We start from the raw sequence: 25,043 nt of genomic DNA, 5'->3' as shown, positions 1-25,043 counted from the left end.
CTCAGTATTAAATACGGATTTTGGCGTATTGCCCAAACCACGGTTGTGCCTGTTCCAATTGGGCTGCCAGTTGTAATAGCAGATCCTCACGGGCAAACGGCGCAATAAACTGTGAACCGAGCGGCAGGTTTTGTTCATTCCAGTACAGTGGTACAGACATCGCTGGGAGTCCGGTAATATTGGCCAACTGGGTAAAAGGCACCCATTTTAGATTTTCTTTCACAATCTGGTTTACTAGTTTCCCTTGCGCCAGTAAATGCGCTTTATTCAGTTTCAATAAACCTTTAAGAATCGGTTTCTGCCAGTTTGGTGTTTTGACCTCACCATTTTTCGGCGCCACTGTCGCCGTTGCAGGCGTTAGATAGAGGTCATAATTATCAAAGAAATGATTCATCTGGGTCACATACTGGCCCCAGTTATTCAGGTTCTGGATATAATCAATCGCGCTGGTTTTGGCCCCAAAAGCCGCCAGTGCTAAAGAGTCCAATTCAAAATCATTTGTTTTAGACGGATAGCCTTTCTGGATTTCATCCAGCATAAATGAAAATTGGCTAAACCAGGTGGTAATAAAATCCTTGGCCAGTTGCATTCCATCAATGGCTGGGCGGTCTTCGACCACCTCATGGCCCAAAGATTCTAGCAATTTGGCTGTTTTTTCAATGGCTTTAATGGCATCCTGGGAAACAGGTGTGCCAATCGTAGAATAAGTGCTAAACGCAATTTTCAGTTTTTTTGGCGGTTGCTGAATCACATCCAGATAATGATGCTGTGGACGCTGAATCTTAAACAGTGAACTATGATCTTCACCATGGGTGGCATCCAGCATTGCAGCACTATCCCGTACCGTTTTGGTCAGTACATGCTGAATCGCGGCGCCATGCATGGCTTCACTCATTTGTGGTCCCCAAGGCGTGCGGCCACGACTCGGTTTCAGGCCAAACAGGCCGCAATAGGAAGCGGGGATACGTATCGAGCCGCCACCATCACCAGCACCCGCAATTGGTACAATTCCGGCAGCCACGGCAGAAGCGGAACCACCGGACGAGCCGCCGCTATTATGCTGTAAATTCCACGGATTTTTACAGCTGCCCCAAGCATCTGGTTCAGTAATACCTTTAATCCCAAATTCAGGAGTATTGGTACGTCCAAAAGTCACAATCCCGGCTTTTTCCCAGCGATTGACAATCTCGGCATTGGTCTCGGCGATATAACCAATCCGTTTTAAGCCCTGACAACCATAAGAAGTTGGATAACCGGCATATTCCTGAAACAGGTCTTTAACCAGAAAAGGCACACCGGCAAAAGGTCCGGACAGATTTTGCTGGCTCCGTTTCAATGCATGCTCATGCATCGGAATAATAATTGCATTTAGCTCGGGATTGGCAATTGAGCTACGCTCTAGTGCAGCAGATAAAAGTTCACTTGAATGTACTTGTTTATTGGCGACCAGATCAGCCAGTCCTAAACCGTCATATTGCAGATATTCTTCAAATTTCATTGCCATTCCCTAGTGTTGCTGCTTCAAGGTTGTAGATCATTTAGGCTCAAGATGCAAGCACCACCTGATTTCGCCCACGATGTTTGGCCTGATACAAGGCTTGATCTGCAATATTGATCAGGTTTTGCAGGTCTTGGGCCTGCGGTTCATTTTGATGAGTGATGCCCACACTCACGGTAATATACAGGGGCGAGCCATCTGATTGATAAATCGGGGTTTTTTCCACCAGATCACGAATCCGTTCTGCAATAAGACGTGCTTCTGATGGTTCGGTATTCCAGAGTAACAGCACAAATTCTTCCCCACCAATTCGTGCAAACAGATCTTCAGCACGTAAATTGCAGCGAATGATTTCCGCAAAATGTTGCAGCACCTTGTCACCGACATGATGGCCAAAATCATCGTTCAGACGTTTGAAATGATCAATATCCAGCATGATGACCGAAAATTCCATTCTGTTGGCATATTGCAGTAAATATTCACCTTTCTGAAAGAAAAAATGACGGTTCATGGTGCGGGTCAGACTGTCATGATTGGCCAGATAGAGAACCCGTTTAAACAGCTCATTGCGGTTTTGACTAATAATACAAAGAATAAGCGGCGATAAGGCCAGCATAAACAGCCCGATCCGGAGCGAAATATAAATCGTAGAATCTGCCAAGGTGTCATGCGTTGTGGCATAAAACCGCGTCAGGCTGTAATAGGTTAAAATAGTCACAAACGCATTAATCAGTGTCATGCTAAACAGGCGATAGGTCAACGCAGCCCAGATCAGTGCAGCCAGAGGGTAGAGCATTGCGCCGGGGCCTGCAAAAATATTGGTAATGATGACACAGGCCACGACTGAAGATGCAGGTAAAAAATAGCTGAAGTAATTACGTTTTTGACGACGGTTTTTAAATAGATACTGCATGTCTTTTATTCTTGGGAATGCCAAGATTAAAGGGAGAAACACAATATAATTCACCATTTCACCGGTCCACCACAGACCAAAATCAATCCATAAATTCTCTTTGGTCATGAATGAATTGGGTAGATTTGGCAAGGTGAGAACTGCAAAAGCCGCACTGGCCAGACAGCCTGCAAAAGCGAAGATGCCAAATAAATGAACGAATGTATAACCAGTATTATAGTATTTGTAATTAATCTTGAAATATCGAATAAAAAATATCGAGACAATAGTGCTGATCAGATTAGACAAGGTAAGAAACAGGCTTTGTAATAGGCTGTTCCCGGTGATCAGATCTGCAAACATAAAAGCGCTGAATGCACCAAGCCAACCTCCCATATTATTTAAATGTGGAAAGCGTAAGAACAGGGCTAACAAGGCAGCATTGGCCGGCCACAATAAGGCCAGATACTCAATTGGTCTGGTTGCGATCCCAATAAAACAACAGACTAAAACAGCGAAAACAATGACAAAATAAGCATAGGTTTCATGATTTAATTGTTGTTCTGTTATTCGAGCTAATTGCAAATTTAAAATCCTATTCAAATTTTTAAGTGTGAATGATCACTTTGTTCAGCAACTAAGTTTGACCCAAAATATAATTTTATTGTTTGATTAATCTGTTATTAATGCGAACTATTAAGATTCTTATATACGAAATATATACAAAAAAAGTCAGAAAGGAAATCCATGTTTTTAAACAATGTGATAAATAATTTCTGACTCTGTATTGAAATTGCGTTAGAGCGGGACACGATCCCAAAAAATATGATAATTTAGAATCAATTGTTAACAAGATGCCGGTAAATATGAAAAAAATATGTCTTAGCCTTATCTTACTCATGAGCTCACCTTGGCTAATGGCGACAGAAAATAAAAAACCAGCGAATGCTCCTGCTAAAGCTGCTGAAATCCCAAATACATTTACTGTGAAAACCCGTCCGGAAATTGTCGGATTGTGGGGAATGGAAATCCCGAATAATAAAAAATGTATCGAATATTATAATTTTAAAGGCAATAATAATGTGGTGATTAAAAGTGGCGATGAGTGGACGTCGGGGCTATATGACTATCAGCCGGCACAGGATCCTTCGCAGCAGATTCCAGCGCTGATTCTGCAAGTAAAATATGACAATAATGAAAAAGACTGTTCAGGCAATCAGGTGGATCAGTCTGGTGAAATTTCGCAATATTTTGTGAAATGGCAAAACCCTTATACCATTAACTTCTGCGCCAATGAAAAAGCCGAACAATGTTTTGCTGTGCTCAGACGCGTATTGCCTTAAATTGCAAACAATAAAAAAACCGCTGAATGACAGCGGTTTTTTTATGAGCTTTGATTTAAGCTTTGTCTTCAGCACCTTCAAGCTGCTTTAACAAATGCTTCTCTAGGTAATGAATATCCATTGCCTGTTTGCAGAAGTTTTTATCCTGAAGGATTAAATCTTTATGCAAAGGAATATTGGTTTTAACGCCAGTCAAAATCATTTCTTCCAAAGCATTTCTCATTCGAGAAATAGACGTCTCACGATCCTTACCATGCGAAATCAGTTTGGCAATCATCGAGTCATAATACGGCGGAATGCTATAGCCTGGGTAGATGTGCGAGTCTAAGCGGATACCTGCGCCGCCTGGTGCATAGAAGCTCTCAATCTTGCCGGGTGAAGGCAAGAAGGTTGATGGATCTTCTGCGTTAATACGGCATTCAATCGCATGTCCTAAAACCTTGACATCTTCTTGCTGAATATCCAGACCTAAGCCGCCAGCAATACGCAATTGCTGTTCGATAATATCGATACCCGTGACCATTTCAGTTACCGGATGCTCAACCTGAACACGCGTATTCATTTCAATGAAGAAGAACTCATCATCTTCAAACAGGAATTCGAATGTACCTGCACCACGATATTGCATCAATTTACAGGCATTGACACAGGCTTCTAGAATATCAGCACGTGCTTGCTCTGGTAAGTTCGGTGCTGGTGCTTCTTCCAGTACTTTTTGATGGCGACGCTGTAGTGAACAGTCACGATCATACAGATGAATCGCATGACCATTACCATCAGCAAGTACTTGCACTTCGACGTGACGTGGCTTTTGCAGGAAACGTTCCATATAGACCGTATCATCACCGAACCACATTTCTGCATCACGCTGTGCAGCCTGAACAGATTCCAGCAGGGTATCGACATTTTCTACGATACGCATACCACGACCACCACCGCCAGAAGCAGCTTTTACAATCAGTGGAAAACCGATCTCTTTGGCTTCAGCCATGGCATTGTGAATCGTTACGGCATGGTCGCAGCCCGGTACTGTTGGTACACCAGCTTTTTTCATGGCAATAATGGCAGAAACCTTGTTTCCCATTAAACGAATATGTTCCGGACGCGGACCAATAAAGATAAAACCAGAATTTTCTACGATTTCTGCAAATTCTGCATTTTCAGCGAGGAATCCATAACCAGGATGGATTGCATCTGCGCCGGTAATTTCAGCAGCTGTAATAATCGCAGGAATATTCAAGTAGCTGTCACTGCTCGCACCAGGGCCGATACATACTGCTTCATCACAGAAACGTAAGTGCATCAGGTCCTTGTCTGCGTCAGAATAGACACCTACAGTTTTGATCCCTAAAGTTCTGCAAGCACGGGTGATGCGTAACGCAATTTCACCACGGTTTGCAATTAAAACTTTTTGCAACATTATAAATCCCCGGGGTGATTAAGCGCGGTAGCGGAAAAGTGGTTGACCGAATTGAATCACTTCACCATTTTTCACCAGAATTTCTTCAATCACACCGCTTTGAGTAGCTTCAATCGGGTTCATGATTTTCATTGCCTCGATAATACCCAGCGTATCGCCTGCAGAAACGGTCTGGCCAACTTTAACAAATGTCGGTTCACCTGGGCTTGGTGCTGCATAGAACACGCCGACCATTGGTGAAGTTTCAACAGCACCGCGAGGAGATTTTGCTGCTGGCGCTTCGGCTGCTGGTGCAGGCATCGCAGGAACAGCTGCTGCAACCACTGGATTACGACGAGTTAATGCAATCGATTGATCGCCTTCTTTAACTTCGATCGCCTGTAAGTCAGATTCAATCATCAAGTCGATGAGTTTCTTGATTTTACGGATATCCATGAGACAGTATTCCTAATTAAGATTGTGTAGAAGGTTGTATTTTTTCAATGATATAGTCGAGGGCAGCAGCATAGCCTTTTGCACCTAGACCACAGATCACGCCGATGGCTTTATCGGACAAGTATGAATGATGTCGGAATGCCTCACGTGCATGCACATTAGACAGATGGACTTCAATGAAAGGAATGGCAACGCCAAGGAGGGCATCGCGAACAGCAACAGAGGTATGGGTCAATGCTGCTGGATTAATAATGATATATTGAATGCCGTCTTGCTGGGCTTGATGAATTCGGTCAACAATGGCACCTTCCCAGTTGCTCTGGAAAGTATCGAGTTGTAAGGTAGCTTGTTGAGCCTGAGCAATCAGTTGCTGGTTAATATCGTCAAGACTAAGGTGACCATAAACTTCCGGTTCGCGCTTCCCAAGCAAGTTTAAATTCGGTCCATGAATAACCAAAATGGTCGAACTCATCCAGCATGCTCCAATTAAAAAGTATCGGGGTTTGTTTGCAAGATGTCTGCAAACTCTGCTTATTATTGCATGATTTTCTACATTACTATTTATAATTTCTTTGAATTAACGTAGAAAGCATATAGCAAACAGTGGCGCTATAATGAAAACTTTGCAGAGATTTGGCAATGTTAAAAAATTACAATTCGCTGGGTATTCAGATTATTTTCATTGTAAACCCAATTGGCAAAAACAGTTAATATCCTTTATGTAACTGTATCTTCATGTTAACGCTAAATTCTTCCTTTTAGTGATATTTTTAGTTTTGAGCAAGAGTTGTCTGGCTGATTTTACCGCAATGTTCGACTTCTATAGCATAGAAAACTCTTTACATTCTGACTTTAGAGTTGTGCTGATTATCCTCTTTATATATAAGCTATCGACCGTTTCTCAAAACTTGATGAAAATTTAAAAATATAAGATAAGACAATATGTTAATGATGTTTTCTCTTATTTTACTTGGATTTTTCTAGGTCTGTTTTTCCAATAGATTGGAATTAGTTACATCACTTTCAATTCAAGTATTCATGACAGACATTGTACAAGAATCTATTTCTTCTTCCGGAGATAAAGGTTGAATCTCAGCAGGTTTAAGATAAAACGCTCGACCTATATGCTTCATGTGTATAGATGGGCGAAGTGACGAATGTGTTCATCTTCAAGTCTTCTATATAGTGAAGCCATTAATTGCCTAACGCTTAGATAGTGGCAAAAACGCATACATTTGTTGCAATTTTGCGCACCATCATCTTTTCAAGAAAAGTTTAAAAGTATTGAAGAGCGTAATGATTGAACTAAATAGGCCTGATTGAAGCGGAATACGAGCTTAAAGTAAAATTTGCTCTATAGTTGCCTCATCTAAATTAACTTCTTGAGCTAATCTTTATATAATCATGCGATTCCTCTCAAACAAGACTTTCTATGACACCTGCATGCAAACTATTAAAAGCCAATAAAATCGAATACAGCATTCATGAATATGAACATGATGCCAATGCCAAAAGTTTCGGGTTAGAAGCTGCTGAAAAATTAGGGCTTTCGGTGGAAGAAGTCTTTAAAACTTTATTAGTCACGGATGATAAACAGTATTTTGTTGCCATATTGCCGGTACATCATCAACTCAATCTGAAAAAAGTAGCGCAGGCCGTAGGATGCAAAAAACTCCAGATGGCAGATCCTAAACATGCAGAACGCTTGACCGGTTATCTGGTCGGCGGAATCAGTCCCATTGGTCAAAAGAAACGATTAAAAACGGTGATTGATGCCAGCGCAGAACAGTTGGATAAGATCTATGTCAGTGGCGGTAAAAGAGGCTTGGATATCAGCTTAAAGCCGGCTGATCTTGCTAAAGTGCTCAATGCACAGTTTTTCGATGTGCTCGATACATAAGATCGAAGCACGATGATCACCTAAATTCATAGAAACTGAAGTGATAGATTTAAAATGGCTGCATATTTTTTGGTCGGAAATAACAGTAAATCATTTTATACGTTTGTATATTAGATAAGTTAAAACATAGCCTGACTGTGTACACAACAAGGAATGAAAACAAAAATATAAATTATTATGCGGAGCATAATGCATGAAAATTCAAAATAAAAAATGGCCACGGTTCTGCCTGACATTATCTGCGATGGCGATACTATCGGCGTTGCCGAGTGTACAGGCCGCTTCTGCACCTGCCAATTCACAGCAGGTTTTCTTTGTCGGAAATAACTGGGATGGCACAGTAACCGTGATTCGTCCATCGGGTGATTTTGGCAAAATAGGCGTCATTAACATGATTCCTGATCGGAAAGAGCGGCTTAAGGAAATTCACCTGAATCCAATCAAACTGATTGCCTATACTTATATTCAGACCACAGCCGGTGAAGGCAATGACCAGCTGGTGGATGATATGTACTCGACACCAGATGGTCAGTCAGTTGTTGCATCACGCCCAAGTTTCGCCGATGTGGTATCAATTAATATCAAAACCGGCAAGATTAACTGGCGGATGCCAGTTGAAGGTTTCCGTGCCGACCATATGGCAGTATCACCAGATGGGCAGCGAGTCGCCGTATCTGCATCTTCAGGAAATGTGGTGCATGTATTGGATATCCATACCGGTAAAGAGTTAGGCCGTTTCAGCACTGGCGATAAACCGCATGAAAACATTTACTTCGATGGCGGCAACAAGATCCTGAACTCTGCCATCGGCAATGTTGAAACCTCAATGGATGCACAGTGGCAAGACTTTACTAAAGGTAAGCGTTTTATCACTATCGCAGATGCCAATACGCATCAGGTGGTAAGAAAAATCGATTTCAGGCCTGCATTGGATGCATTTGGTCGAAAAGATTTATCTAACTCCGTACGACCAATGGTATTTAGCAAGGATGAAACTAAACTATATGCCCAAGTTTCATTTTTTAATGGTCTGATTGAATACGATCTGAACCAGAACAAGATTAGCCGGATCGGACAGCTGCCTGGTAGTGACAGTATTCCGAAAGACCGGACAAAATGGGTGAATGATTCGCGTCATCATGGCCTATCAATCAGTGCTGATGGTGAAAAGCTCTGTGTTGCCGGGACCATGGATAACTACGCTACGATTGTAGATCGCAAAACGCTGACAGCCGGGAAACTGATTTCTGCAGGTAAACCTTATTGGGCGACGCGAAGCCCGGATGGTCGTAGCTGTGTGATTTCAGAAAGTGAAACAGATGTAGTCACAGTGATTGATTTTGCCACAGGCAATAAAGTGCTGAGTGTACCGGTAGGAAATCATCCACAACGCGTTCGGATTGGTTATGCACCAGCAGACTGGTCAACGCCGTAGTCAATCGTCGATTAGCGAAAAAGACAGCTTCTTAATAAATAAAGACTGTCTTTGTTGAGCTGAGGACATAAAAATGAATGATAAAACAATTCTGTTCTATGTAATGATCGGATTGCTCTTGTTTGGGACTTTAGTGGGTATTGGTTATCAGGTACGACAAGAAATCTATCGGACGAATTTTACTGATCAGACCCATTCTGATCCGGTCCTGCCAGCTGAAAAATCGGCAAGCTATATATCTGTTAACTCTCCTGAGAATAGTCAAACTACGAATAAGGAACAGAATGATACGGTTGCAAAGCAAAGCGAATTATCAAAGCAACAAGAACAGTTATATCTGGACTTTACTCAGATCATTAACGCTTTAAGTGAGGGACAACGACCAGATCCTCACCAAGTCAGTTTGTTGATCACTCAGCAGCAAAAACTGGTAGAGGCCCAACTGGTGAGCAAGGCCGAAGCGAAAGCACAAATTGATTTTCTGATTAAGGTTCTGCCTGAAATGGATCATGAATTGCATCGGGCATTGCGAGTATTAGAACAAACTCGAATTTGAAAAATTAGATCCAGATGCATCTTTCATTATTCTAAGCCTAAAAATTGCTCTCATAAAAAAGCCCAAAATATGATTTGGGCCTTTAAATACATACTTTAAAAAGCTAAGTATCTTTATAAACAGTTCGCAGGCTTGGGTACACCAGCCAAACGGCTTAAGTGACGGGCAACTAGACCAGTATTAAACTTTTCCTGAAGCATGGCATTATTGATATCGGCACTGACAGTTTTCATTAAAAATTTAATAAGTGGTCGTGTTGCTGGTGAATGACCAAACTGCTGATAGAACTGACGTACCGCTTGCAGAATTTCAAAATGCCAAGGAGTTAAGCTCAGTTCCAGACTATCGGCCAGCACTTGAGCGACTTCTTCATTCCAGATGGTATAGTCAACCAGATGGCCATCTTGATCCAATTCTAAATTCATATCTAACTCATTTATTATTTCATTGAAATGCAGCGATTAAACTCGAGGCAAAGATCTGCAAAATCCGCATAATTCAAAAGCTTTATCTGATCAGGCAAAGGCTGTACTAATAACTCCGCATCATTTTTCAGTATGTGAATTTTCGGCAAGCTTTGAAGAAATGAATGCTCTAGCAGCAAAACCGCTTCACCCATCAGCACGACCTGATCACCCATTGTATAAGTTTGAGCCAGTTGCTCTAGGATCTGCGCTGTTGCCGAATAGCTGGATTGGATCAGATAAAGTGTGTGATTTGACATTTTTATATCCTTGTTCCTTACCAATACATCACATGATCAAAGCTTTGAATAAATTCAGAATTAAGCTCAATAAATTCGATTTCTTGTTCGCTCTGTGCCACAAATGAGGAATGCTGGTTTTTTTTCTCAATCAGAATCGGAGTGAGATCATAAAACTCGAAACTGTCGACCATATTTGATGCCAGTTTGAATGCATGATGCACCTGGTCAAATTGCAGGTCTGAATGCAGCAAACTGAGGGCAGCACTTTGTAGCAGGACTTTAACTTCTGCGCCAAAAGTTGCCAGGACCATCGTAGCCGATAGGCTTTCATGCACCTGCAGACTGGTCAGATTGGCTTGGGTTAATATAACAAGTACAGATTTCACACAAGATTCCTTGGAAAAGCAACACATTCTAAAAAATGAAACATCTAGAATTGAATGAGACGTTGTGAGGATTGAACAGCATCGGCAAGTTCACCTAAACCGACCAATTCAAAGGCATCTGCCAGATTATGCTGCTGAATATTGTGACGTTGAGCATTGTCCGGATCTGTAATGCCACGCGCCAATGCTGCACTTACACAGACTGGAAGGCGAATCTGTAGCGCTTGCCATGCGTGTGTAAGATGACGTTGATCGTCGGGTACCCATTGCAGTGCATTTGCGACCGATACGCTGTCCTGATAGAAGAATACACGGAATGTTTCCTGTTTATCTTGCAAGGCCTGAGCCAAACCCAGGGCATGCCAGGCATAAATGGAAGTCGGTGCGGAGGTAACAAGAATTAAGGTGCTCATCGAAATTCACTACAGGCTTGATCAATAGCAACAGATTGATCTTGGCTTCATCAGAAAGTAGGTAGTATAAATGATTTTAGTGACGGGTGGATTAGGCTTTTTAGGCTCACATATTGCTTTAAGTCTGTTAGCACAAGGACTAGAGGTCATTGTGGTCGATAATTTGGCCAATGCCAACTTACAGACTCTGGAGCGTCTTGAATTTATCTCCGGCATGTACGTACCTTTTATCAAGATTGATATTCGCAATACCCCAGCATTGAACAAAGTCTTTGAGCAGCATTCGATTCAGGCTGTGGTACATACCGCAAGTTTTAAGTCACTGGAAGAATCAGTATTAAAACCACTTGAATATTATAATGATAATGTCAGCTGTATTATGAGTCTCATGCGTGCCATGCAACGTACCGGAGTGCGTCATCTGGTACATTTATCCAGTCTGGCGGTATATGGACAATCTGGCACAGATTTAAGCGAAGATCTGCCTTTTAACTATACCTATCCGAATCCCTATATCAAATCGCAACAGATGGTTGAGGAAATTATCCGCGATACTGCCAAAACTGACAATGAATGGCGGATTGCAATCCTACGTCTTTCCAATATCGCAGGTGCCTTTGAACACGGTGTACTGGGGGAAGCAGTGCCACCTTTGCCAAAAAATATTTTGCCTTTGGCGATGCAGGTCGCTGCACAGCAACGTGAATATCTGGAATTACGCCGTCAGGCTCATACTGCGGATGGCACAGTAGAACGCAGTTTTCTGCATGTCGCAGACTGTTGTGATGCCGTGATCAAGTCCTTGCAATGGCTGTCACAACAGCAGGAATTAAAATGTGAAGCCTTTAATATTGCCGGTGAATTGATTTCCATACAGGATTTACTAGATCAGCTGGCTGAAGTGACTCAGTCTGCAATCAAAACCATGGATGCTCTGCCATACCCACATGCGGAAATGGATCAATTGGGGGCGAACATTGGAAAAGCGCGAAATATCCTACATTGGCAACCTCAGCGTTCACTCAGAAAGATGCTTGAGGATGAATGGTTGTTTTATCAGAATATGCTCAGAGGGCAGTAAGTAAGAGTATTTAGCTTATATTTGATAATAATTATCATTTACATTATTGCTGTAATCGATTACTTTAAATAAATAGATTAAATCATTGATATAGAAATTCCTAAAATCAGTAACAGGCAAGAAGAATTGAGGTTGAACATGCAAACACGTATTGAACATGACACGATGGGAGAGGTGGCTGTACCGAGTGAGGCTTTATGGGGCGCTCAGACTCAGCGTAGCTTGCAAAATTTCAAAATTGGCAATGAGCGGTTGCCACGGCCAATGATTCGTGCCATGGGACTCGTCAAAAAAGCTGCGGCCTTGACCAATGCCGAGCTAAACCAGATTCCCCAAGAACTGTCACGCTATATCGTGGATGCGGCAGATGAAGTCGTCAGCGGGAAATGGGACAGTCAATTTCCACTGGTAGTCTGGCAAACTGGTTCAGGTACACAAAGCAATATGAACTGTAATGAGGTGATTGCCAATATTGCCAACCAGAAACTGGGCAATCATTTAGGGGCACAAAAACCGGTTCATCCGAATGATCATGTCAATCGTGCCCAATCTACCAATGATTCATTTCCGACGGCGATTCATGTGGCTGCGAGCTTGCAGATCAATGAACTGTTAATTCCGGCAGTCACACGCTTGCGCAATACTTTATATGCCAAATCTCAGGATTTTGCCGATATTGTAAAAATTGGCCGGACACACCTACAAGATGCTACGCCTTTAACCTTGGGGCAGGAATTCAGCGGTTATGTCTCTCAACTTGATCATGGACTTCTTCGTCTAGAACAGGCCTTAGTTGGCTTATATGAATTGCCATTAGGCGGTACAGCGGTTGGTACCGGTCTAAATGCTCATCCTGATTATGCTGTTCAGTCTGCTAAAGTTCTGGGACAGTTAACTGGATTGCCATTTGTGACTGCGCCAAACAAATTTGAAGCGTTGGCAGGCCGTGATGCTGCGGTATTCGCGTCTGGTGCATTAAAGACTTTAGCGGTTAGTCTGAATAAGATTACCAATGATATTCGTTGGCTGGCCAGCGGGCCACGTTGTGGTTTTGGTGAATTGCGTATACCTGAAAATGAACCGGGTTCTAGCATCATGCCGGGTAAGGTGAACCCGACGCAAAGTGAAGCGATGACCATGGTCGTGGCGCAAGTTCTCGGCAATGACACCACCATTAACGTGGCAGGTGCATCAGGGAATTTTGAGCTGAATGTGTTTATGCCGGTCATTGCCTATAACCTGTTGCAATCCATCCAGCTTTTAGGCGATGCGTGTAACAGTTTTAATGATCATTGCGCCGTAGGCATTGAGCCGAATCATGAGAAAATTGAACATTTCCTGCATGATTCTTTAATGCTGGTCACGGCATTGAATCCGGTCATTGGTTATGAGAATGCAGCTAAGGTTGCCAAAACAGCTTATAAGGAAGGAAAAACCTTAAAACAGGTGGCTGTTGAACTGGGTTTAGTCACCGCTGAACAGTTTGATGAAGTGGTGCGTCCTGAACAGATGGTCTCACCGAATGCTAAATAAGGGCCGGAGCACTTTTATTTTCAATCTTTACGCCTGTTTTATCATGGAATAGTCAGCAGTGGTTTTTATCTCAGGCAGAGTTGCGTACAATAGTGTTAGATGAGATTAACCACTGATGATTGTTTTATGCTTGATATTTATTTAACAGATGTTCAAAGAAAGGTGCAATTCAAGGATTATCCAGGTGAGCATCCTGTTAAATTTATTCTGAATTTTAAAAAGATTTTTCCGAGTGTCATGGAACTTCTTTTACCTGTGCTTCCGGATAATGAAAATCTGGAAGAAATGTCTTGGGAATCGACCAGCGATGATTTTGAGACTTTCCAGATGTTTTTAACCGGATGGGGCATTATTGAACTGCGTTTAAAAGCGATTACCCAGTTTAAAGATAAAGCATTTGCGGATCGTCTGGTTAAACAAGCCCAACAAAAACGCAAAGACTATCAAAAGCAGCAGGCTAAACTGACTACAGTTGAACTAGACTATCTGTTTATGCATGAGATGCATGCTCTGATTGATGCAGAACTGGTGGAACTCGGTGAGAAATTCTATTTACCGATTTTACGTGAGCTGTGGAAGACTAAAGTATCTGCTCAGGTGTTGAACGCGAAGTTTTAAACGGGTTTTTTAGCTTTTATTTATAAAATTAATCTTCCAATTTTGGGGGATTAATTTTATCTGCAATATAAGATTTATTTCAAAATGCATGATCTCTTGAAATAGCCTAAGTAATATTAAATGTGATCATTGAACTGCTTTATTCTTAAAATTTTGATCAATAATAGCGCATGTTGAACCATGGTTTAGCGTCAGGCACTCGCATAGGGCAGTAGTTTTAACGATTGTTCAAAAAATATATAAAAATATCAATTAAATAGCCTAGTAATTCAGCCCATTATTTTTTAAGGTATAAAAGCTTTATCTCAAGATGAGCAAAAGCTTCATTGATTAGCTATCCTTCATAAAAATAACTGAAGGTTCAAATTTTCCCGAAGATATATCCCAGGATTTTCAAAAATGTCGAATCAGTTTTTAGATTTAATTACTAAACGCCGTACTATTTATGCTATTGCCAAGAATGTTGAACAATCTCCTGAACAATTGACTGATTTGATTCAGACTGCAATTAAGCAAAGTCCATCTTCTTTCAATTCTCAGTCTTCACGCGCCGTCATTTTATTCAATTCAGAACATGAAAAGTTTTGGGGCTTCGTCGCAGATAAATTAAAAAGCTATGCCAAAGATGAAGAAAGCGCTGCAAAAACCACAGCAAAAATGGCCAGTTTTGCGGCAGGGGTAGGCACTGTTTTATTTTTTGAAGATCACACAGTTGTAGAAGGCTTACAGGAACAATTCCCATCTTATGCTGATAACTTCCCAATCTGGGCAGAGCATTCGACTGCGATCGCACAATTTGCAACATGGACAGCATTGCACACAGAAGGGCTGGGCGCATCATTGCAGCACTACAATCCGATCGTGGATGAGCAAGTTCATGCGGAATGGGACATTCCATCGAACTGGAAGTTGCGTGCACAGTTGGTATTTGGTTCGATAGAAGGCGAGCCACGTGCCAAAGATTATCTCGCGGATGAAGAGCGCTTTAAAGTCTTCCAATAAGTTGAGATCCATATCTGCGCTTAACACGGTTTAAGGGCAGATATTTTTTAGATCTCGATGAAATCCCAATCAGCTTCATTAAAATTAAGTTAAAATAGCGCGCTAATGAAAATTGATGAGTAAGACCGAATGTCGAAAAACACGCAAAACCTATCACCTTTACAAGAACTGATCGCAGAGCAAAAGCTACTTTGTGAAGAAGTAGGCTCGGCTTATGTTGAAGTCACGGGTGATGATGTTGTTGCGGTGGCCGTACATACCTTAAAGCAGGATCCGATTGTTGGCATCCGTAAAAAGCCTGAAACGGCTGAAAATATCAGCTGGTACATTTATGGTGGAGAACCTTCAAGTGAAGAGGCTTTCGAAACCATGACAGTACGTGAATTACAGGACATCGCACCAGAAGTTTTACCGTATCTGGCTCTGGAAACAGGTTTTCGTTTCATGATTGATGCCGATGATTATGAAGATGTCTGGAAAGAAGAAATTTAAATGCTAAAAAAATCATCTTTCATTTGTGCTGGATTATTATTAGGACTGAATAGCATGGTCTTCGCAGAGCCGCTTTCACAAAGTGCCTATGACGAGTTTATTTCAGCTCAGACTAAAATCGTGAATGAAACCAAGCATATTTTAGATGAAGATGATCAAAAGGTAGATGCCCAAACTCAACGTCAGGCTTTCTGCAAACGACTGAAAGCCTATCAGGATATTCAAAAGGTGTCCGAAGAAAACAGCAGTCTGGATATGGCGCCCACGATGGTCATGGTCGCCAAAAGTTTTCTTAAGAGGCAGGATCAAAGTTTGACTCAATCTGGAATGACCACAAGCGTATTTTGTAAAAATAGGAATGTAGAATAAATTATAAAATACTTTTCTATCTTGAAAGTTTTTCGCAGTAGAATAAAAATTAAGTAGGTAAGTCTATTTCACAACCAGATTTTATAGATATTAAAACCTGAAAGACCATTTCCTGAATATCATGTAATAAAAAATCTGTTAAGTTAATTTAAATTTATTTTGATGTGAATATCTAATATCTCGGGTATATATCCACTGTTTTTAATACATTGATAAGAATAAATGAATAATCGTAGTTTTGTAATTTCTTGAACAGGACGATTTAAGTAGGATAGCGTGATTGTACGCTGATATTTAAGCTAATAACTTGAATATCTTAAGATGCTAAAAATAGCCTAAGCAACACATAAGTTTAACAACTTTCTCAAGAAAGGGAGAAGGGGGAATTGATAATACTGATATTTACTGCCTGTAACTCATTTGGTCTTAAAACGTATTATTTTTAAACAGAATTAAGTCGATTAATAAGCTACTTATGAATGGTCGATCTTTAATAAATTATGAGCAGTAAATATTAAGGCAGATTATTTAAATTACCTCAGTCTATTTGGATAATCACAGCGAGTTAATTTAAGAAACACTCCGACCTAAAAGTGCTTTACATGTTATTAAATCCCAGTTTTAAGGTTTTCATTAATTTTATTTGGTCTGCATCACAATTTAACCATCTTCGTTCATATTTATAGCCAGATATCCATCCAGATCTTAAATCGTAATTTTAAAAACTTATGAATCGATTAAGTTTTTTTAGCCTAAGCAAAATATACTTCCATAAAATAGCCTAAGCAAAATTTTATATTTAAAAATTTCGCAATTGATTAATTCCCAATATAAATCCATTATAAACACTTAAATAAAGAAAGAAATCACGGAATTCTCAAATGATCCTAAATTATCAACTCCAACACCACGAAACGTCAGTACTATCTCCAATGATTTTTATTCATGGTTTATTCGGTAGTTTAAGTAATTTAGGAATACTAGCTCGATATTTTTCTGAGCAAAGAACCGTGCTTCAAATTGATGTACGCAATCATGGTCTTTCTGGTCATAGTTCAGACTTAAATTATCAGTTCATGGCGGAAGATGTCCTAGAAACTTTATCAAGTTTAAATATTCAAAAGTTCATAGTAATAGGGCATTCTATGGGCGGAAAAATTGCTATGAAATTGGCTGATTTAGCCCGAGTACAAACTGAAAAGTTGGTCGTTCTTGATATTACACCAATCCAATATCATGAGAGTCATCATACTGAGATTTTTAAAGCCTTATTTGCTGTGCAGCAAGCAAATGTTGCTTCACGACTTGAGGCAGCAAAAATTATGCGTGAATACATTCATGAAGAAATGGTAATTCAGTTTTTATTAAAATCCTTTAATAAAGGGCAATGGCTCTTTAATGTTCAAGCTTTATTTGATCATTATCCAGATATTATGGCTTGGGAAAAGGTCGAAAAAGTTAATCAGCCAGCTTTATTTCTTCGTGGCGGTAATTCTTTTTATATCTCAAAACCTGAACATTTTGCGGCAATCAATGAACAATTTTCTCAGGCGAAAATTGAATGCATTGAAAATACAGGACATTGGCTGCATGGTGAAAAGCCAGATGAAGTCATTAAACATATGCAGACTTTTCTAAATTAATTTACGATTTCGCACTTAAGGCTGAAATGTTTGAGTCTGTAATTGTCCTTCATGAATGAGTTGATGCGCCATTTCAGCTGTTTTCTTTAAACCGGGCATACGATATTCAGTATGTCCAAAATCTTTAATGGATTTCCAGCGACCGCCCCAGGTTAAACCCACCGATTCTGCAATCTGGCCAAACAGTTCATAACCACGCATGGCCCATGGATCACGTTCACTAATCACCACCTTGCCATTCCGCTTAAAGGCAATATCCGCGGCCAGACCAAACTGATGATAACTTTGAAAGCCTTTGGCCTTGGTAATATTACTGTTGGTCGCCAAAGAGTTCTGCCTTTCCGGACTTCGATAACCTTCGAGTAAAACCAGCTCATAACCATGCTGTTCGCGCATAATTTTAAAAACCATCAGTAAGCGCTGTTTAAATCGCGGATTCATCTTATTCCATTTACGGTCTGCTGTGCTGATATTTGGATTTATATGAATGTCTTCAATATTCAGATTAAGGCTTTGCGCTGAAATTACAGAATGATTTGCTAAAGATTCTTCTTGTAAGGCTTCGATATTAAGCTGTTCATCAACTTCAGTTGGAGCTGTTAATATTTGCCCATCTAATAATGCATAAATCTGTGGATCAACTTTCCTTAAATATTCAGCTTCAAACCTACTTGCAGTAAGTGGCTGAGTGAAAGCGAACATTAAAATACTGGCAAATAAGCTAAATCCTGAAATCAAAATCCACCATTGCTGCAAATACCATTCAGACTGAAGATGCTCAGGCGATGCCGCCTGATGAAATTTCTGAACAAACTGTTTTGCTTGAGAAAATTGTTGTTTGCTTTGTGAAATCAAATCAAGAAAAAAATCCTGTATTCTTAATCGAAACTCGTAAGACAGCAAGGCTAACATAGCTAAGCTTAATAGAATAAAGCTGCTCAATATAATCAAAATCATCAGTTGAATGATTGATCTAATAATAATTCAAAATTTTTTTTTTATTCATCGATATAAATTTTCCAACGGCGTCATTTTTTAAGTCTTTATTTTTATAAGTGTCCATCATATTTATTTGAAAATTGAGTTAGGGTAAATGAATCGTAATATAGGCTTGTTCAGCAGGCGCGCTAATCAAATTTTGATATTGAGAAAAAACAGCAGCTTGTTCTGTTGACAAGGCATATTTAAAAACCACAAAGCTGATCACGGCAAATAATAATAAAAATATCAGAATCCAGAAAAATGGTAATTCACGATGGATAATATGTCGGATTTGATCTGGAATTGCTGAAAAAGGAGAAAAAGCAACTTTTTTACCCTTGAGATAATCAATCTGATCTCCGATACGAGCAATCAGACTATTTAAATGCTCAATAGATTCAATTCGATATTTTCCATGGAAGCCCAATAAAAAGCAATAATGATATACCTCTAATACTGCCAGACGTTGCTTATCTTTATGGCGTATTTCTTCCAGATATTCAAAGAAGCGATAACCTGCAAGTTGTGAACCAAAAAGGCTTAACTGCAAGGGACTGATCATCCAGGAATTTTGCAGATCAAAAAATCGCTCATCCTGTTGGGTGACAATTGTTTCATCTATTAAAGCGCAATAGGCATATTTTGCATCTTGAATATCTTCAGCTGAAAATTGCATCTGGCGTGCCTGATGTTCAAAACTTTTCAACATCTCCAGAATTTTTTCACGGAAAGACTCTATATTTACAGGGACATAGTGATTTTTTAACAGGAAAACAATATAGAAGCCGTCATGCAGTAAATCTACCAGACTATTCGTAGAGGTAGGGTAGGTTTCTACAGGTTGCATGGCTGTATAATCTACTCCGATTTGATCGCCATCAAAGAGTGAAAGAGGAGTGTTAGAGATTGTATTCATTAATATTTTTATCCATTCATGACAGCAATAAGTTCAATCGCGATATCCTGAAAGCCATTCGGGATATAAACACAAATCGATTCTGAATCCAGCATGCGCTGATACAGTTCATTATTGGGTTCAATCTCAAAATAATGAACGCCGGAACGTACCGGAATTGCAGTAGGCACCTGCATGAGATGCTGAACGGGTACAGCCGGTAAAGCTGCAACCACGCGTTGTTCTACATCTATAGTACTACCAATTTTAAAACGGATCAGAACATAGGCAATCAAGTCATGTGCAGGCATAACACTACTTGATACAGCAAGATATAACCGCGTATTGTGACTGATCTTATCGGTCTCCAGACTGCCAAACCAATAGGATGGGCGAGTTTCTTTTAAGCTGATACTGATATATCGATTCGAAATAATTGTATCGAGTAAATCTCTGAGAATAATATCCAGCTGATTGAAGCTGTCATACAAATGGTGATGCTGATACTGCGGTAGTTGATCAATGTCATAGGCTGTTGAAAATGTGAGTAAGGAGCCGCTTAGTCTTAAAAGTTCCGCATATAGCCGTTCCGGATGAATTTGGGGATATTGCAAAATATGATTTAAGGTTGCATAAGCAGTATTTAAGGCATTCACTAGCCAGAAAGAGACGATATCCCCAGAACGGAATTCAATCAGTTTCTGTTCATTTTCCCGATTATTGGATTGAATCGTTTTAATCTTGGCCCGGATGATATTCAAAGTTCGCTTTAAATTGTCTAGCAGATATTCACAGGCCTGAATATGTAAAATTGGAGGAATGAATTTATGATCAAAAATAAAATTTCCAGAACTTTGTCGTTTGATTTGAGCAACCGGAAGATATAAATAACCATCCAGAGGCTGCTGAGGTTCTTGGCCAACTTCAAAAAGTTTAAATTCTGCCCGACGGCGTAACAGGGTGATCTCTGCAGTAGTGGCATCGGTGAATAAATCATGGGTCGAGATTAAATGTGAGTGATAACGACTAGATTGAGTGTTTTCGACATGACTTACATTTTGCTTGTTCGGCTGTAGCATTGGCAAAGCCAAATAAATTTGCATTTCACCACGCAGGTTTAAGGTATCCAGTTGTACAGGTTCTGGTAATAAATCCTGTGCAGGCGCCTGATAAATTTCACCATCTTGCCAGATCATTTCAATTTTACTTAATGCCAATATATGCATATTGAATTGAGCTTCATCAAATTGAATGGACTGGATCCCGTGAGCAAAAGGAAATGTCGCCCGAATCATATGACTCAAGCGTTGCTCATGATAGGCATCCTGTAATTGAAAATGTTGCGGTCTTAAAAATAGACCTTCGCCCCACAGTACTTTTTCTGCTTTAAACATTTTAATATTTACCACTCATTCTTGGATTCATCATTGGCATATATACCCAGTAATTCATGTACGTTTTCGATCGGATTCTCGTTCTTGATTACTTGAGCCAGCCATTCATGTAATGGCATCTGACTCCATTTAATCGTCTTTTGCAGCATGTAGCTCACTGGACTATGCGGTTCATGAGATTGAAAATATCGAGCGATGTCTTGTAATAACTGCATGGCCTGTTGACGGTTGGCCAGATGGTTTTGGGCTTGAGGTCGAAATTCTTGTATATTTTCAGGCGAGGTATTCATCACTATTATTTCAGGTATTTTGAGAGTGCCGAATTGCGGTGTATTTATTTGATCCTGAGATATTGAAGAAATATCAGTTTTATAAATGCGCTTAATACTGGAGAAGATCGATTCAAGTTGAGAATCTGTGCTCGCGTAACTCGGTGCATTTAGACCCAGTAAATGATCCAGTGTATTTTTAAGATACAGCCATTGGGTCTGAGTCTCGAGAAGAAAACCTTCATTCTGGCTTAAAACTGTTTGAGAAGTTTTCAGCAACGATTGCTCAACATGCTCCAAATCCTGAACAGTATTATTTTCAGAGTAGTCATCTTGCTGTTGTTTGAGTTTAATATTGCGTTGATGTAAGAATGCCTCATAATCACCTAAATTATAAAAAGGCGCAGAGCTGACCAAAGGCACCTGTTTCATCAGCATTGGCAGTTGCGTAATCAAACCTTGTAATAATCCAAAACGTTGATCAAGATCATCCTCTTCGATTTGAGGATGTAACGTGAACCAGTATCGCTCAAGGCTTTGCTGGGTCAACTCTAATCCTCGAGCAATTCCTTCAAAACCATAGAGATGACTCCAAGCTTCTATAAGCCAGGTATATAGACGGATATCCTTGGTTTTTTCAGTTAATAATTCAATCGTTTTATCATGTACAAGTTGCCAATCGGCCTGTTTCGGTTCCGAGACCCAGTCACCTTGCTCCAATAAAGGATCATCACGAGTTCTGGCCTTGTTAATCACATGAAAATCATTTGAAAATGAATAGTCCACACCGCACGGCTGATCGACTGAAATGTCTTGCAATAAATATTCAAATTCCAGGCTCATCTTTATTCCAATTATTATATTTTATTTGTTTTTATTTTTAGGTTACTTCAACTAGGCAGCATCTGCTTTATTGCTTTTAGAACGTACTTTTTGCGCTATTTTAACTTTCGGATCTACGCTATAAAAAATTTCATCATTCTTGATCTCAATGTGAATCAGTTTAGGAATCTTTCCCTCACTCATGGTTCTCAATATTTCTGTAGCCAAAGCAGGCAATACTGAAGCATTTAAAATATGATCAATATTGCGCGCACCACTATCAACCTCGGTACATCGGCTGAGCAGAAGTTCGAGCAAGTCCCCACTATAAGTGACCTGGGTGACATATTGCTGCTGAATGCGTCGGGTAATTTTCCCCAGTTTATGCTGAATAATCTGGATCAATAGCTCATCGTGTAAAGGATAATAAGGCACAATCTGCATACGCCCTAAAAATGCCGGTTTAAATTGCTGATATAAACTTGGTTTGAGCAGTTCAATTAATCTATTTGCATCCGGCCAGTTTTCGACGGGTTGATTTAAACAGGCCTGCATAATGGCACTAGAACCGACATTTGAAGTTAATAAAATTGTCGTATTTTTAAAATCAATCAGCCGACCTTCGCTATCTTCCAGCATGCCTTTATCAAAGACCTGATAAAATAATTCCTGCACATCAGAATGAGCTTTTTCGATTTCATCCAGTAAAATCACACTATAAGGATTACGACGCACTGCTTCAGTCAACACACCACCTTGACCATAACCGACATAACCTGGAGGAGCACCTTTTAACGAAGACACGGTATGTGCTTCCTGATATTCCGATATATTGATCGTGATCAGATGCGACTCACCTCCATACAATTCTTGAGCCAAGGCCAGGGCAGTTTCAGTTTTTCCCACACCGCTTGGACCAAGCAATAAAAATACACCTTGTGGTTTGTTCGGATCATCCAGTTTTGCTTTAGATGTTTTAATACCTTGGACCAGTTGATGCAAAGCAAAGTCCTGACCCATCACACGCTGCGATAATTTATCTTGGAGTTTTAAGACCTGTCGGATTTCATCATTCATCATTTTACCGACTGGAATTCCGGTCCAGTCAGAAATGATCTGATGAATCATAGGGACTGTTACACGCTCGAACACAAGTGGGTGATCAGCCTGAATCTGGGTCAAACGCTGCTGTAATACTTTAATTTTATTTTTATTTTCAATTTTTTTGGATTGAACCTGTAATAATTTTATTTCCTGAACCAGTTGAAGTTCTTGCTGCCATTGCAGGCTTATCTGAGAAATTTCTTGTTCCAAATTTGAAATATTTTCTGATAATTCAATTAAACGTGTCTGATGACACGGAAAATTTTGATGCTCCTGATTTAAAATCTCATGTTCAAGCCGAAGATTATGCAGCTGTGCCTGTAACTGGTCTAACTTTGCAGGTTGTGCATTTTGGCTCAAAGCAACTCGTGCCGCGGCTGTATCTAATACACTAATGGCCTTATCCGGTAATTTCCGTCCACTGATATAACGATGCGAGTTACGTACCGCAGCAGCAATTGCTGCATCATCAATCTGCAACTGAAAATGCTGAGTCATGACCGGAATCATGGCACGCAACATATCGATGGCGACTTCCTCAGTAGGTTCTTCTACCTTCACTACCTGAAAACGGCGGCTAAGCGCAGCATCTTTTTCAAAGTATTGTTTGTACTCCGCCCAAGTGGTAGCGGCGATAGTACGCAGTTCTCCTCGTGCCAAAGCTGGTTTTAACAGATTGGCGGCATCATTCTGACCAGCCTGACCACCTGCACCAATCAGCGTATGGGCTTCATGAATAAACAGGATAATAGGATAACTGCAGGACTGAACTTCTTGAATGATTTGCTTCAGGCGATTCTCAAACTCGCCTTTTACACTGGCACCTGCTTGTAATAAGCCCAGATCCAATACATGAAGTTCTACATTTTTGAGTACATCAGGTACCTGATCATTCACAATTTTCAGGGCCAATCCTTCTACTACAGCAGTCTTACCGACTCCCGGATCGCCGGTAAGTATGGGATTGTTCTGATGACGGCGCATCAGAATATCCAGCATCAAACGGATTTCAAACTCACGACCGATCACCGGGTCGATTTGGCCTTGGCGTGCTTTTTCAGTCAGATTAATGGTGTATTGATCGAGTGCCAGTGTTTTATTTAATTTTAGCTGTGCGTTAGGTGAATCTTCTTTTATCTTAGTAAGCTGAGCATAGCTCGGGTTTTCAATACTCTGCTCGCAGAGCTCCAAAAAATGATGTTTGAGATGATCAATTGGAAATAGCTCAAATAAAGTAGAAGCACGAATCGTCATTTGATATAGATCAGGTGCAGTGAGCAGGGCAACCAGTAAATGTCCGCTGCGGATCATCGGATTCTGTTCTGCTGAAGCCAAAAGCCAGGCATGTTCTAATGCACGAATAATGGATTTGGCAAAGATAGGCGTACGAGAATTGCCTTTAGTCATTTGCTGAATGCTCTGATTCAGATCATGGGTGAGATCATCTTCGGAAATTTTATACTTTTTGAGCAATAATTTGAGATCGTTCAGGTCTGGCTGCTGTAGCAATTCTAAGAGAAAATGCTCAATTTCGATTTCATGATTTCGCTGTTTGATGCAGAAATTCGCTGATTTCTCAAGGCATAGGCGTGCATGTTCAGATAATTTTGTAATCAAAATTTTTAAATTACTCATATTTTTCTCTTTGAGAATATACAGCCTGATATTTTTGAAATTTATAGCTATATATTTCTTATTATTAAATTTATTTTTATTTATTTAGTTTTTTCTATGAGCGATGAGGATATTTTGGCTCAAGATTTTTGGCATATTCTACTCAAGTTTCTCCAAATGTCTGCATTCATTGGTCGGAATCTTACTATTTTTAAAATTACATAAAATATTTAACAAAAACG

At 40.2% G+C, this 25,043-nt stretch carries 25 protein-coding genes; 11 read left to right on the top strand and 14 right to left on the bottom strand.

What is annotated here, in order from left to right:
* Nucleotides 1-7: 7 nt before the first annotated feature.
* Together NI455_RS11925 and NI455_RS11920 are read right to left on the bottom strand one after the other, a co-directional pair.
* Nucleotides 8-1,498 (bottom strand): amidase, encoded by a 1,491-nt coding sequence (locus tag NI455_RS11925; RefSeq protein WP_005107122.1) that lies wholly within the window; start codon nucleotides 1,496-1,498, stop codon nucleotides 8-10.
* 46 nt (nucleotides 1,499-1,544) lie between these two features.
* A complete protein-coding gene (locus NI455_RS11920) occupies nucleotides 1,545-2,975 on the bottom strand; it encodes a sensor domain-containing diguanylate cyclase (RefSeq protein ID WP_253114340.1) in 1,431 nt (476 codons plus the stop codon).
* A gap of 314 nt (nucleotides 2,976-3,289) precedes the next feature.
* Here NI455_RS11920 and NI455_RS11915 point away from each other — a divergent pair, with 314 nt between their 5' ends.
* Nucleotides 3,290-3,733 carry a hypothetical protein gene (locus NI455_RS11915; RefSeq protein ID WP_005100815.1) on the top strand — a complete coding sequence of 148 codons (444 nt, stop codon included), beginning with the start codon at nucleotides 3,290-3,292 and terminating at the stop codon, nucleotides 3,731-3,733.
* Nucleotides 3,734-3,788: 55 nt separating this feature from the next.
* Here NI455_RS11915 and accC read toward each other — a convergent pair whose 3' ends face one another.
* The 3 genes from accC to aroQ are packed head-to-tail and all read right to left on the bottom strand — an operon-like array spanning nucleotide 3,789 to nucleotide 6,060.
* Complete coding sequence (accC, locus tag NI455_RS11910; RefSeq protein WP_004280198.1) at nucleotides 3,789-5,153, bottom strand: acetyl-CoA carboxylase biotin carboxylase subunit; 1,365 nt, start codon at nucleotides 5,151-5,153, stop codon at nucleotides 3,789-3,791.
* Between the two features lie 18 nt (nucleotides 5,154-5,171).
* The gene (accB, locus tag NI455_RS11905; protein WP_005107117.1) at nucleotides 5,172-5,588 is read right to left on the bottom strand and encodes an acetyl-CoA carboxylase biotin carboxyl carrier protein; all 417 of its coding nucleotides are present in this window, start codon (nucleotides 5,586-5,588) and stop codon (nucleotides 5,172-5,174) included.
* 16 nt (nucleotides 5,589-5,604) lie between these two features.
* Nucleotides 5,605-6,060 (bottom strand): type II 3-dehydroquinate dehydratase, encoded by a 456-nt coding sequence (gene aroQ / locus NI455_RS11900; RefSeq protein WP_005246503.1) that lies wholly within the window; start codon nucleotides 6,058-6,060, stop codon nucleotides 5,605-5,607.
* 960 nt (nucleotides 6,061-7,020) lie between these two features.
* Between aroQ and ybaK the strand changes: the two genes are divergently transcribed.
* From ybaK to NI455_RS11885, 3 genes are all read left to right on the top strand, one after another.
* Nucleotides 7,021-7,488, top strand: coding sequence for a Cys-tRNA(Pro) deacylase (gene ybaK, locus NI455_RS11895; protein ID WP_253114337.1), 468 nt, complete (start codon nucleotides 7,021-7,023; stop codon nucleotides 7,486-7,488).
* A gap of 193 nt (nucleotides 7,489-7,681) precedes the next feature.
* Entirely contained in the window at nucleotides 7,682-8,923 is a 1,242-nt protein-coding gene (locus tag NI455_RS11890; protein ID WP_253114334.1) for a YncE family protein, read from the top strand.
* 73 nt (nucleotides 8,924-8,996) lie between these two features.
* On the top strand, nucleotides 8,997-9,479 hold the full coding sequence (locus tag NI455_RS11885) for a hypothetical protein (protein ID WP_253114331.1): 483 nt from the start codon (nucleotides 8,997-8,999) through the stop codon (nucleotides 9,477-9,479).
* Nucleotides 9,480-9,592: 113 nt separating this feature from the next.
* On the opposite strand, the gene NI455_RS11880 is transcribed toward NI455_RS11885, so the two are convergent.
* Genes NI455_RS11880 through tusD form a run of 4 tightly spaced genes read right to left on the bottom strand, consistent with a single transcriptional unit; the run spans nucleotide 9,593 to nucleotide 10,984 of the window.
* Nucleotides 9,593-9,904: a TusE/DsrC/DsvC family sulfur relay protein gene (locus NI455_RS11880; protein ID WP_004280207.1), complete on the bottom strand. Its 312-nt coding sequence runs from the start codon at nucleotides 9,902-9,904 to the stop codon at nucleotides 9,593-9,595.
* A gap of 14 nt (nucleotides 9,905-9,918) precedes the next feature.
* Nucleotides 9,919-10,203: a DsrH/TusB family sulfur metabolism protein gene (locus NI455_RS11875; protein ID WP_004646886.1), complete on the bottom strand. Its 285-nt coding sequence runs from the start codon at nucleotides 10,201-10,203 to the stop codon at nucleotides 9,919-9,921.
* Nucleotides 10,204-10,220: 17 nt separating this feature from the next.
* A complete protein-coding gene (locus tag NI455_RS11870; RefSeq protein WP_004280210.1) occupies nucleotides 10,221-10,571 on the bottom strand; it encodes a hypothetical protein in 351 nt (116 codons plus the stop codon).
* A 44-nt stretch (nucleotides 10,572-10,615) separates the two neighbouring features.
* Nucleotides 10,616-10,984, bottom strand: coding sequence for a sulfurtransferase complex subunit TusD (gene tusD, locus NI455_RS11865; RefSeq protein WP_224215774.1), 369 nt, complete (start codon nucleotides 10,982-10,984; stop codon nucleotides 10,616-10,618).
* A gap of 70 nt (nucleotides 10,985-11,054) precedes the next feature.
* Here tusD and NI455_RS11860 point away from each other — a divergent pair, with 70 nt between their 5' ends.
* From NI455_RS11860 to NI455_RS11830, 7 genes are all read left to right on the top strand, one after another.
* Nucleotides 11,055-12,065 (top strand): NAD-dependent epimerase/dehydratase family protein, encoded by a 1,011-nt coding sequence (locus NI455_RS11860; protein ID WP_004280212.1) that lies wholly within the window; start codon nucleotides 11,055-11,057, stop codon nucleotides 12,063-12,065.
* Between the two features lie 138 nt (nucleotides 12,066-12,203).
* On the top strand, nucleotides 12,204-13,598 hold the full coding sequence (gene fumC, locus NI455_RS11855; protein WP_253114329.1) for a class II fumarate hydratase: 1,395 nt from the start codon (nucleotides 12,204-12,206) through the stop codon (nucleotides 13,596-13,598).
* A 126-nt stretch (nucleotides 13,599-13,724) separates the two neighbouring features.
* Complete coding sequence (locus NI455_RS11850; protein ID WP_253114328.1) at nucleotides 13,725-14,216, top strand: hypothetical protein; 492 nt, start codon at nucleotides 13,725-13,727, stop codon at nucleotides 14,214-14,216.
* 399 nt (nucleotides 14,217-14,615) lie between these two features.
* A complete protein-coding gene (locus NI455_RS11845; protein ID WP_044108376.1) occupies nucleotides 14,616-15,218 on the top strand; it encodes a nitroreductase family protein in 603 nt (200 codons plus the stop codon).
* Nucleotides 15,219-15,347: 129 nt separating this feature from the next.
* The gene (locus NI455_RS11840) at nucleotides 15,348-15,710 is read left to right on the top strand and encodes an immunity protein Imm33 domain-containing protein (RefSeq protein WP_071851342.1); all 363 of its coding nucleotides are present in this window, start codon (nucleotides 15,348-15,350) and stop codon (nucleotides 15,708-15,710) included.
* Entirely contained in the window at nucleotides 15,711-16,079 is a 369-nt protein-coding gene (locus tag NI455_RS11835; RefSeq protein ID WP_180087326.1) for a hypothetical protein, read from the top strand.
* A gap of 881 nt (nucleotides 16,080-16,960) precedes the next feature.
* Entirely contained in the window at nucleotides 16,961-17,722 is a 762-nt protein-coding gene (locus tag NI455_RS11830) for an alpha/beta fold hydrolase (protein WP_004280222.1), read from the top strand.
* 15 nt (nucleotides 17,723-17,737) lie between these two features.
* Here the strand turns inward: NI455_RS11830 and NI455_RS11825 are convergent, their stop codons facing one another.
* From NI455_RS11825 to tssH, 5 genes are all read right to left on the bottom strand, one after another.
* Complete coding sequence (locus NI455_RS11825) at nucleotides 17,738-18,679, bottom strand: M15 family metallopeptidase (RefSeq protein WP_253114326.1); 942 nt, start codon at nucleotides 18,677-18,679, stop codon at nucleotides 17,738-17,740.
* A 127-nt stretch (nucleotides 18,680-18,806) separates the two neighbouring features.
* Nucleotides 18,807-19,619 (bottom strand): type IVB secretion system protein IcmH/DotU, encoded by an 813-nt coding sequence (gene icmH, locus NI455_RS11820; RefSeq protein ID WP_253114323.1) that lies wholly within the window; start codon nucleotides 19,617-19,619, stop codon nucleotides 18,807-18,809.
* 8 nt (nucleotides 19,620-19,627) lie between these two features.
* On the bottom strand, nucleotides 19,628-20,992 hold the full coding sequence (gene tssK / locus NI455_RS11815; protein WP_253114318.1) for a type VI secretion system baseplate subunit TssK: 1,365 nt from the start codon (nucleotides 20,990-20,992) through the stop codon (nucleotides 19,628-19,630).
* 8 nt (nucleotides 20,993-21,000) lie between these two features.
* Nucleotides 21,001-22,104, bottom strand: coding sequence for a type VI secretion system protein TssA (tssA, locus tag NI455_RS11810; RefSeq protein WP_253114316.1), 1,104 nt, complete (start codon nucleotides 22,102-22,104; stop codon nucleotides 21,001-21,003).
* Nucleotides 22,105-22,155: 51 nt separating this feature from the next.
* Nucleotides 22,156-24,822 (bottom strand): type VI secretion system ATPase TssH, encoded by a 2,667-nt coding sequence (gene tssH, locus NI455_RS11805; protein WP_253114314.1) that lies wholly within the window; start codon nucleotides 24,820-24,822, stop codon nucleotides 22,156-22,158.
* Nucleotides 24,823-25,043: the final 221 nt, after the last annotated feature.

Origin of the sequence: Acinetobacter lwoffii (assembly GCF_024129435.1) — a bacterium.
Lineage (GTDB): Bacteria > Pseudomonadota > Gammaproteobacteria > Pseudomonadales > Moraxellaceae > Acinetobacter > Acinetobacter lwoffii_F.
This window is presented reverse-complemented; position numbering and strand designations above follow the sequence as displayed.

Bases quoted from the DNA above. Each gene is read 5' to 3' on its own strand.
- NI455_RS11925 (WP_005107122.1), bottom strand. From the start codon at position 1,498: ATGAAATTTGAAGAATATCTGCAATATGACGGTTTAGGACTGGCTGAT.
- NI455_RS11915 (WP_005100815.1), top strand. From the start codon at position 3,290: ATGAGCTCACCTTGGCTAATGGCGACAGAAAATAAAAAACCAGCGAAT.
- accC (WP_004280198.1), bottom strand. From the start codon at position 5,153: ATGTTGCAAAAAGTTTTAATTGCAAACCGTGGTGAAATTGCGTTACGC.
- accB (WP_005107117.1), bottom strand. From the start codon at position 5,588: ATGGATATCCGTAAAATCAAGAAACTCATCGACTTGATGATTGAATCT.
- aroQ (WP_005246503.1), bottom strand. From the start codon at position 6,060: ATGAGTTCGACCATTTTGGTTATTCATGGACCGAATTTAAACTTGCTT.
- ybaK (WP_253114337.1), top strand. From the start codon at position 7,021: ATGACACCTGCATGCAAACTATTAAAAGCCAATAAAATCGAATACAGC.
- NI455_RS11890 (WP_253114334.1), top strand. From the start codon at position 7,682: ATGAAAATTCAAAATAAAAAATGGCCACGGTTCTGCCTGACATTATCT.
- NI455_RS11885 (WP_253114331.1), top strand. From the start codon at position 8,997: ATGAATGATAAAACAATTCTGTTCTATGTAATGATCGGATTGCTCTTG.
- NI455_RS11880 (WP_004280207.1), bottom strand. From the start codon at position 9,904: ATGAATTTAGAATTGGATCAAGATGGCCATCTGGTTGACTATACCATC.
- NI455_RS11875 (WP_004646886.1), bottom strand. From the start codon at position 10,203: ATGTCAAATCACACACTTTATCTGATCCAATCCAGCTATTCGGCAACA.
- tusD (WP_224215774.1), bottom strand. From the start codon at position 10,984: ATGAGCACCTTAATTCTTGTTACCTCCGCACCGACTTCCATTTATGCC.
- NI455_RS11860 (WP_004280212.1), top strand. From the start codon at position 11,055: ATGATTTTAGTGACGGGTGGATTAGGCTTTTTAGGCTCACATATTGCT.
- fumC (WP_253114329.1), top strand. From the start codon at position 12,204: ATGCAAACACGTATTGAACATGACACGATGGGAGAGGTGGCTGTACCG.
- NI455_RS11850 (WP_253114328.1), top strand. From the start codon at position 13,725: ATGCTTGATATTTATTTAACAGATGTTCAAAGAAAGGTGCAATTCAAG.
- NI455_RS11845 (WP_044108376.1), top strand. From the start codon at position 14,616: ATGTCGAATCAGTTTTTAGATTTAATTACTAAACGCCGTACTATTTAT.
- NI455_RS11840 (WP_071851342.1), top strand. From the start codon at position 15,348: ATGTCGAAAAACACGCAAAACCTATCACCTTTACAAGAACTGATCGCA.
- NI455_RS11835 (WP_180087326.1), top strand. From the start codon at position 15,711: ATGCTAAAAAAATCATCTTTCATTTGTGCTGGATTATTATTAGGACTG.
- NI455_RS11830 (WP_004280222.1), top strand. From the start codon at position 16,961: ATGATCCTAAATTATCAACTCCAACACCACGAAACGTCAGTACTATCT.
- NI455_RS11825 (WP_253114326.1), bottom strand. From the start codon at position 18,679: ATGATTTTGATTATATTGAGCAGCTTTATTCTATTAAGCTTAGCTATG.
- icmH (WP_253114323.1), bottom strand. From the start codon at position 19,619: ATGAATACAATCTCTAACACTCCTCTTTCACTCTTTGATGGCGATCAA.
- tssK (WP_253114318.1), bottom strand. From the start codon at position 20,992: ATGTTTAAAGCAGAAAAAGTACTGTGGGGCGAAGGTCTATTTTTAAGA.
- tssA (WP_253114316.1), bottom strand. From the start codon at position 22,104: ATGAGCCTGGAATTTGAATATTTATTGCAAGACATTTCAGTCGATCAG.
- tssH (WP_253114314.1), bottom strand. From the start codon at position 24,822: ATGAGTAATTTAAAAATTTTGATTACAAAATTATCTGAACATGCACGC.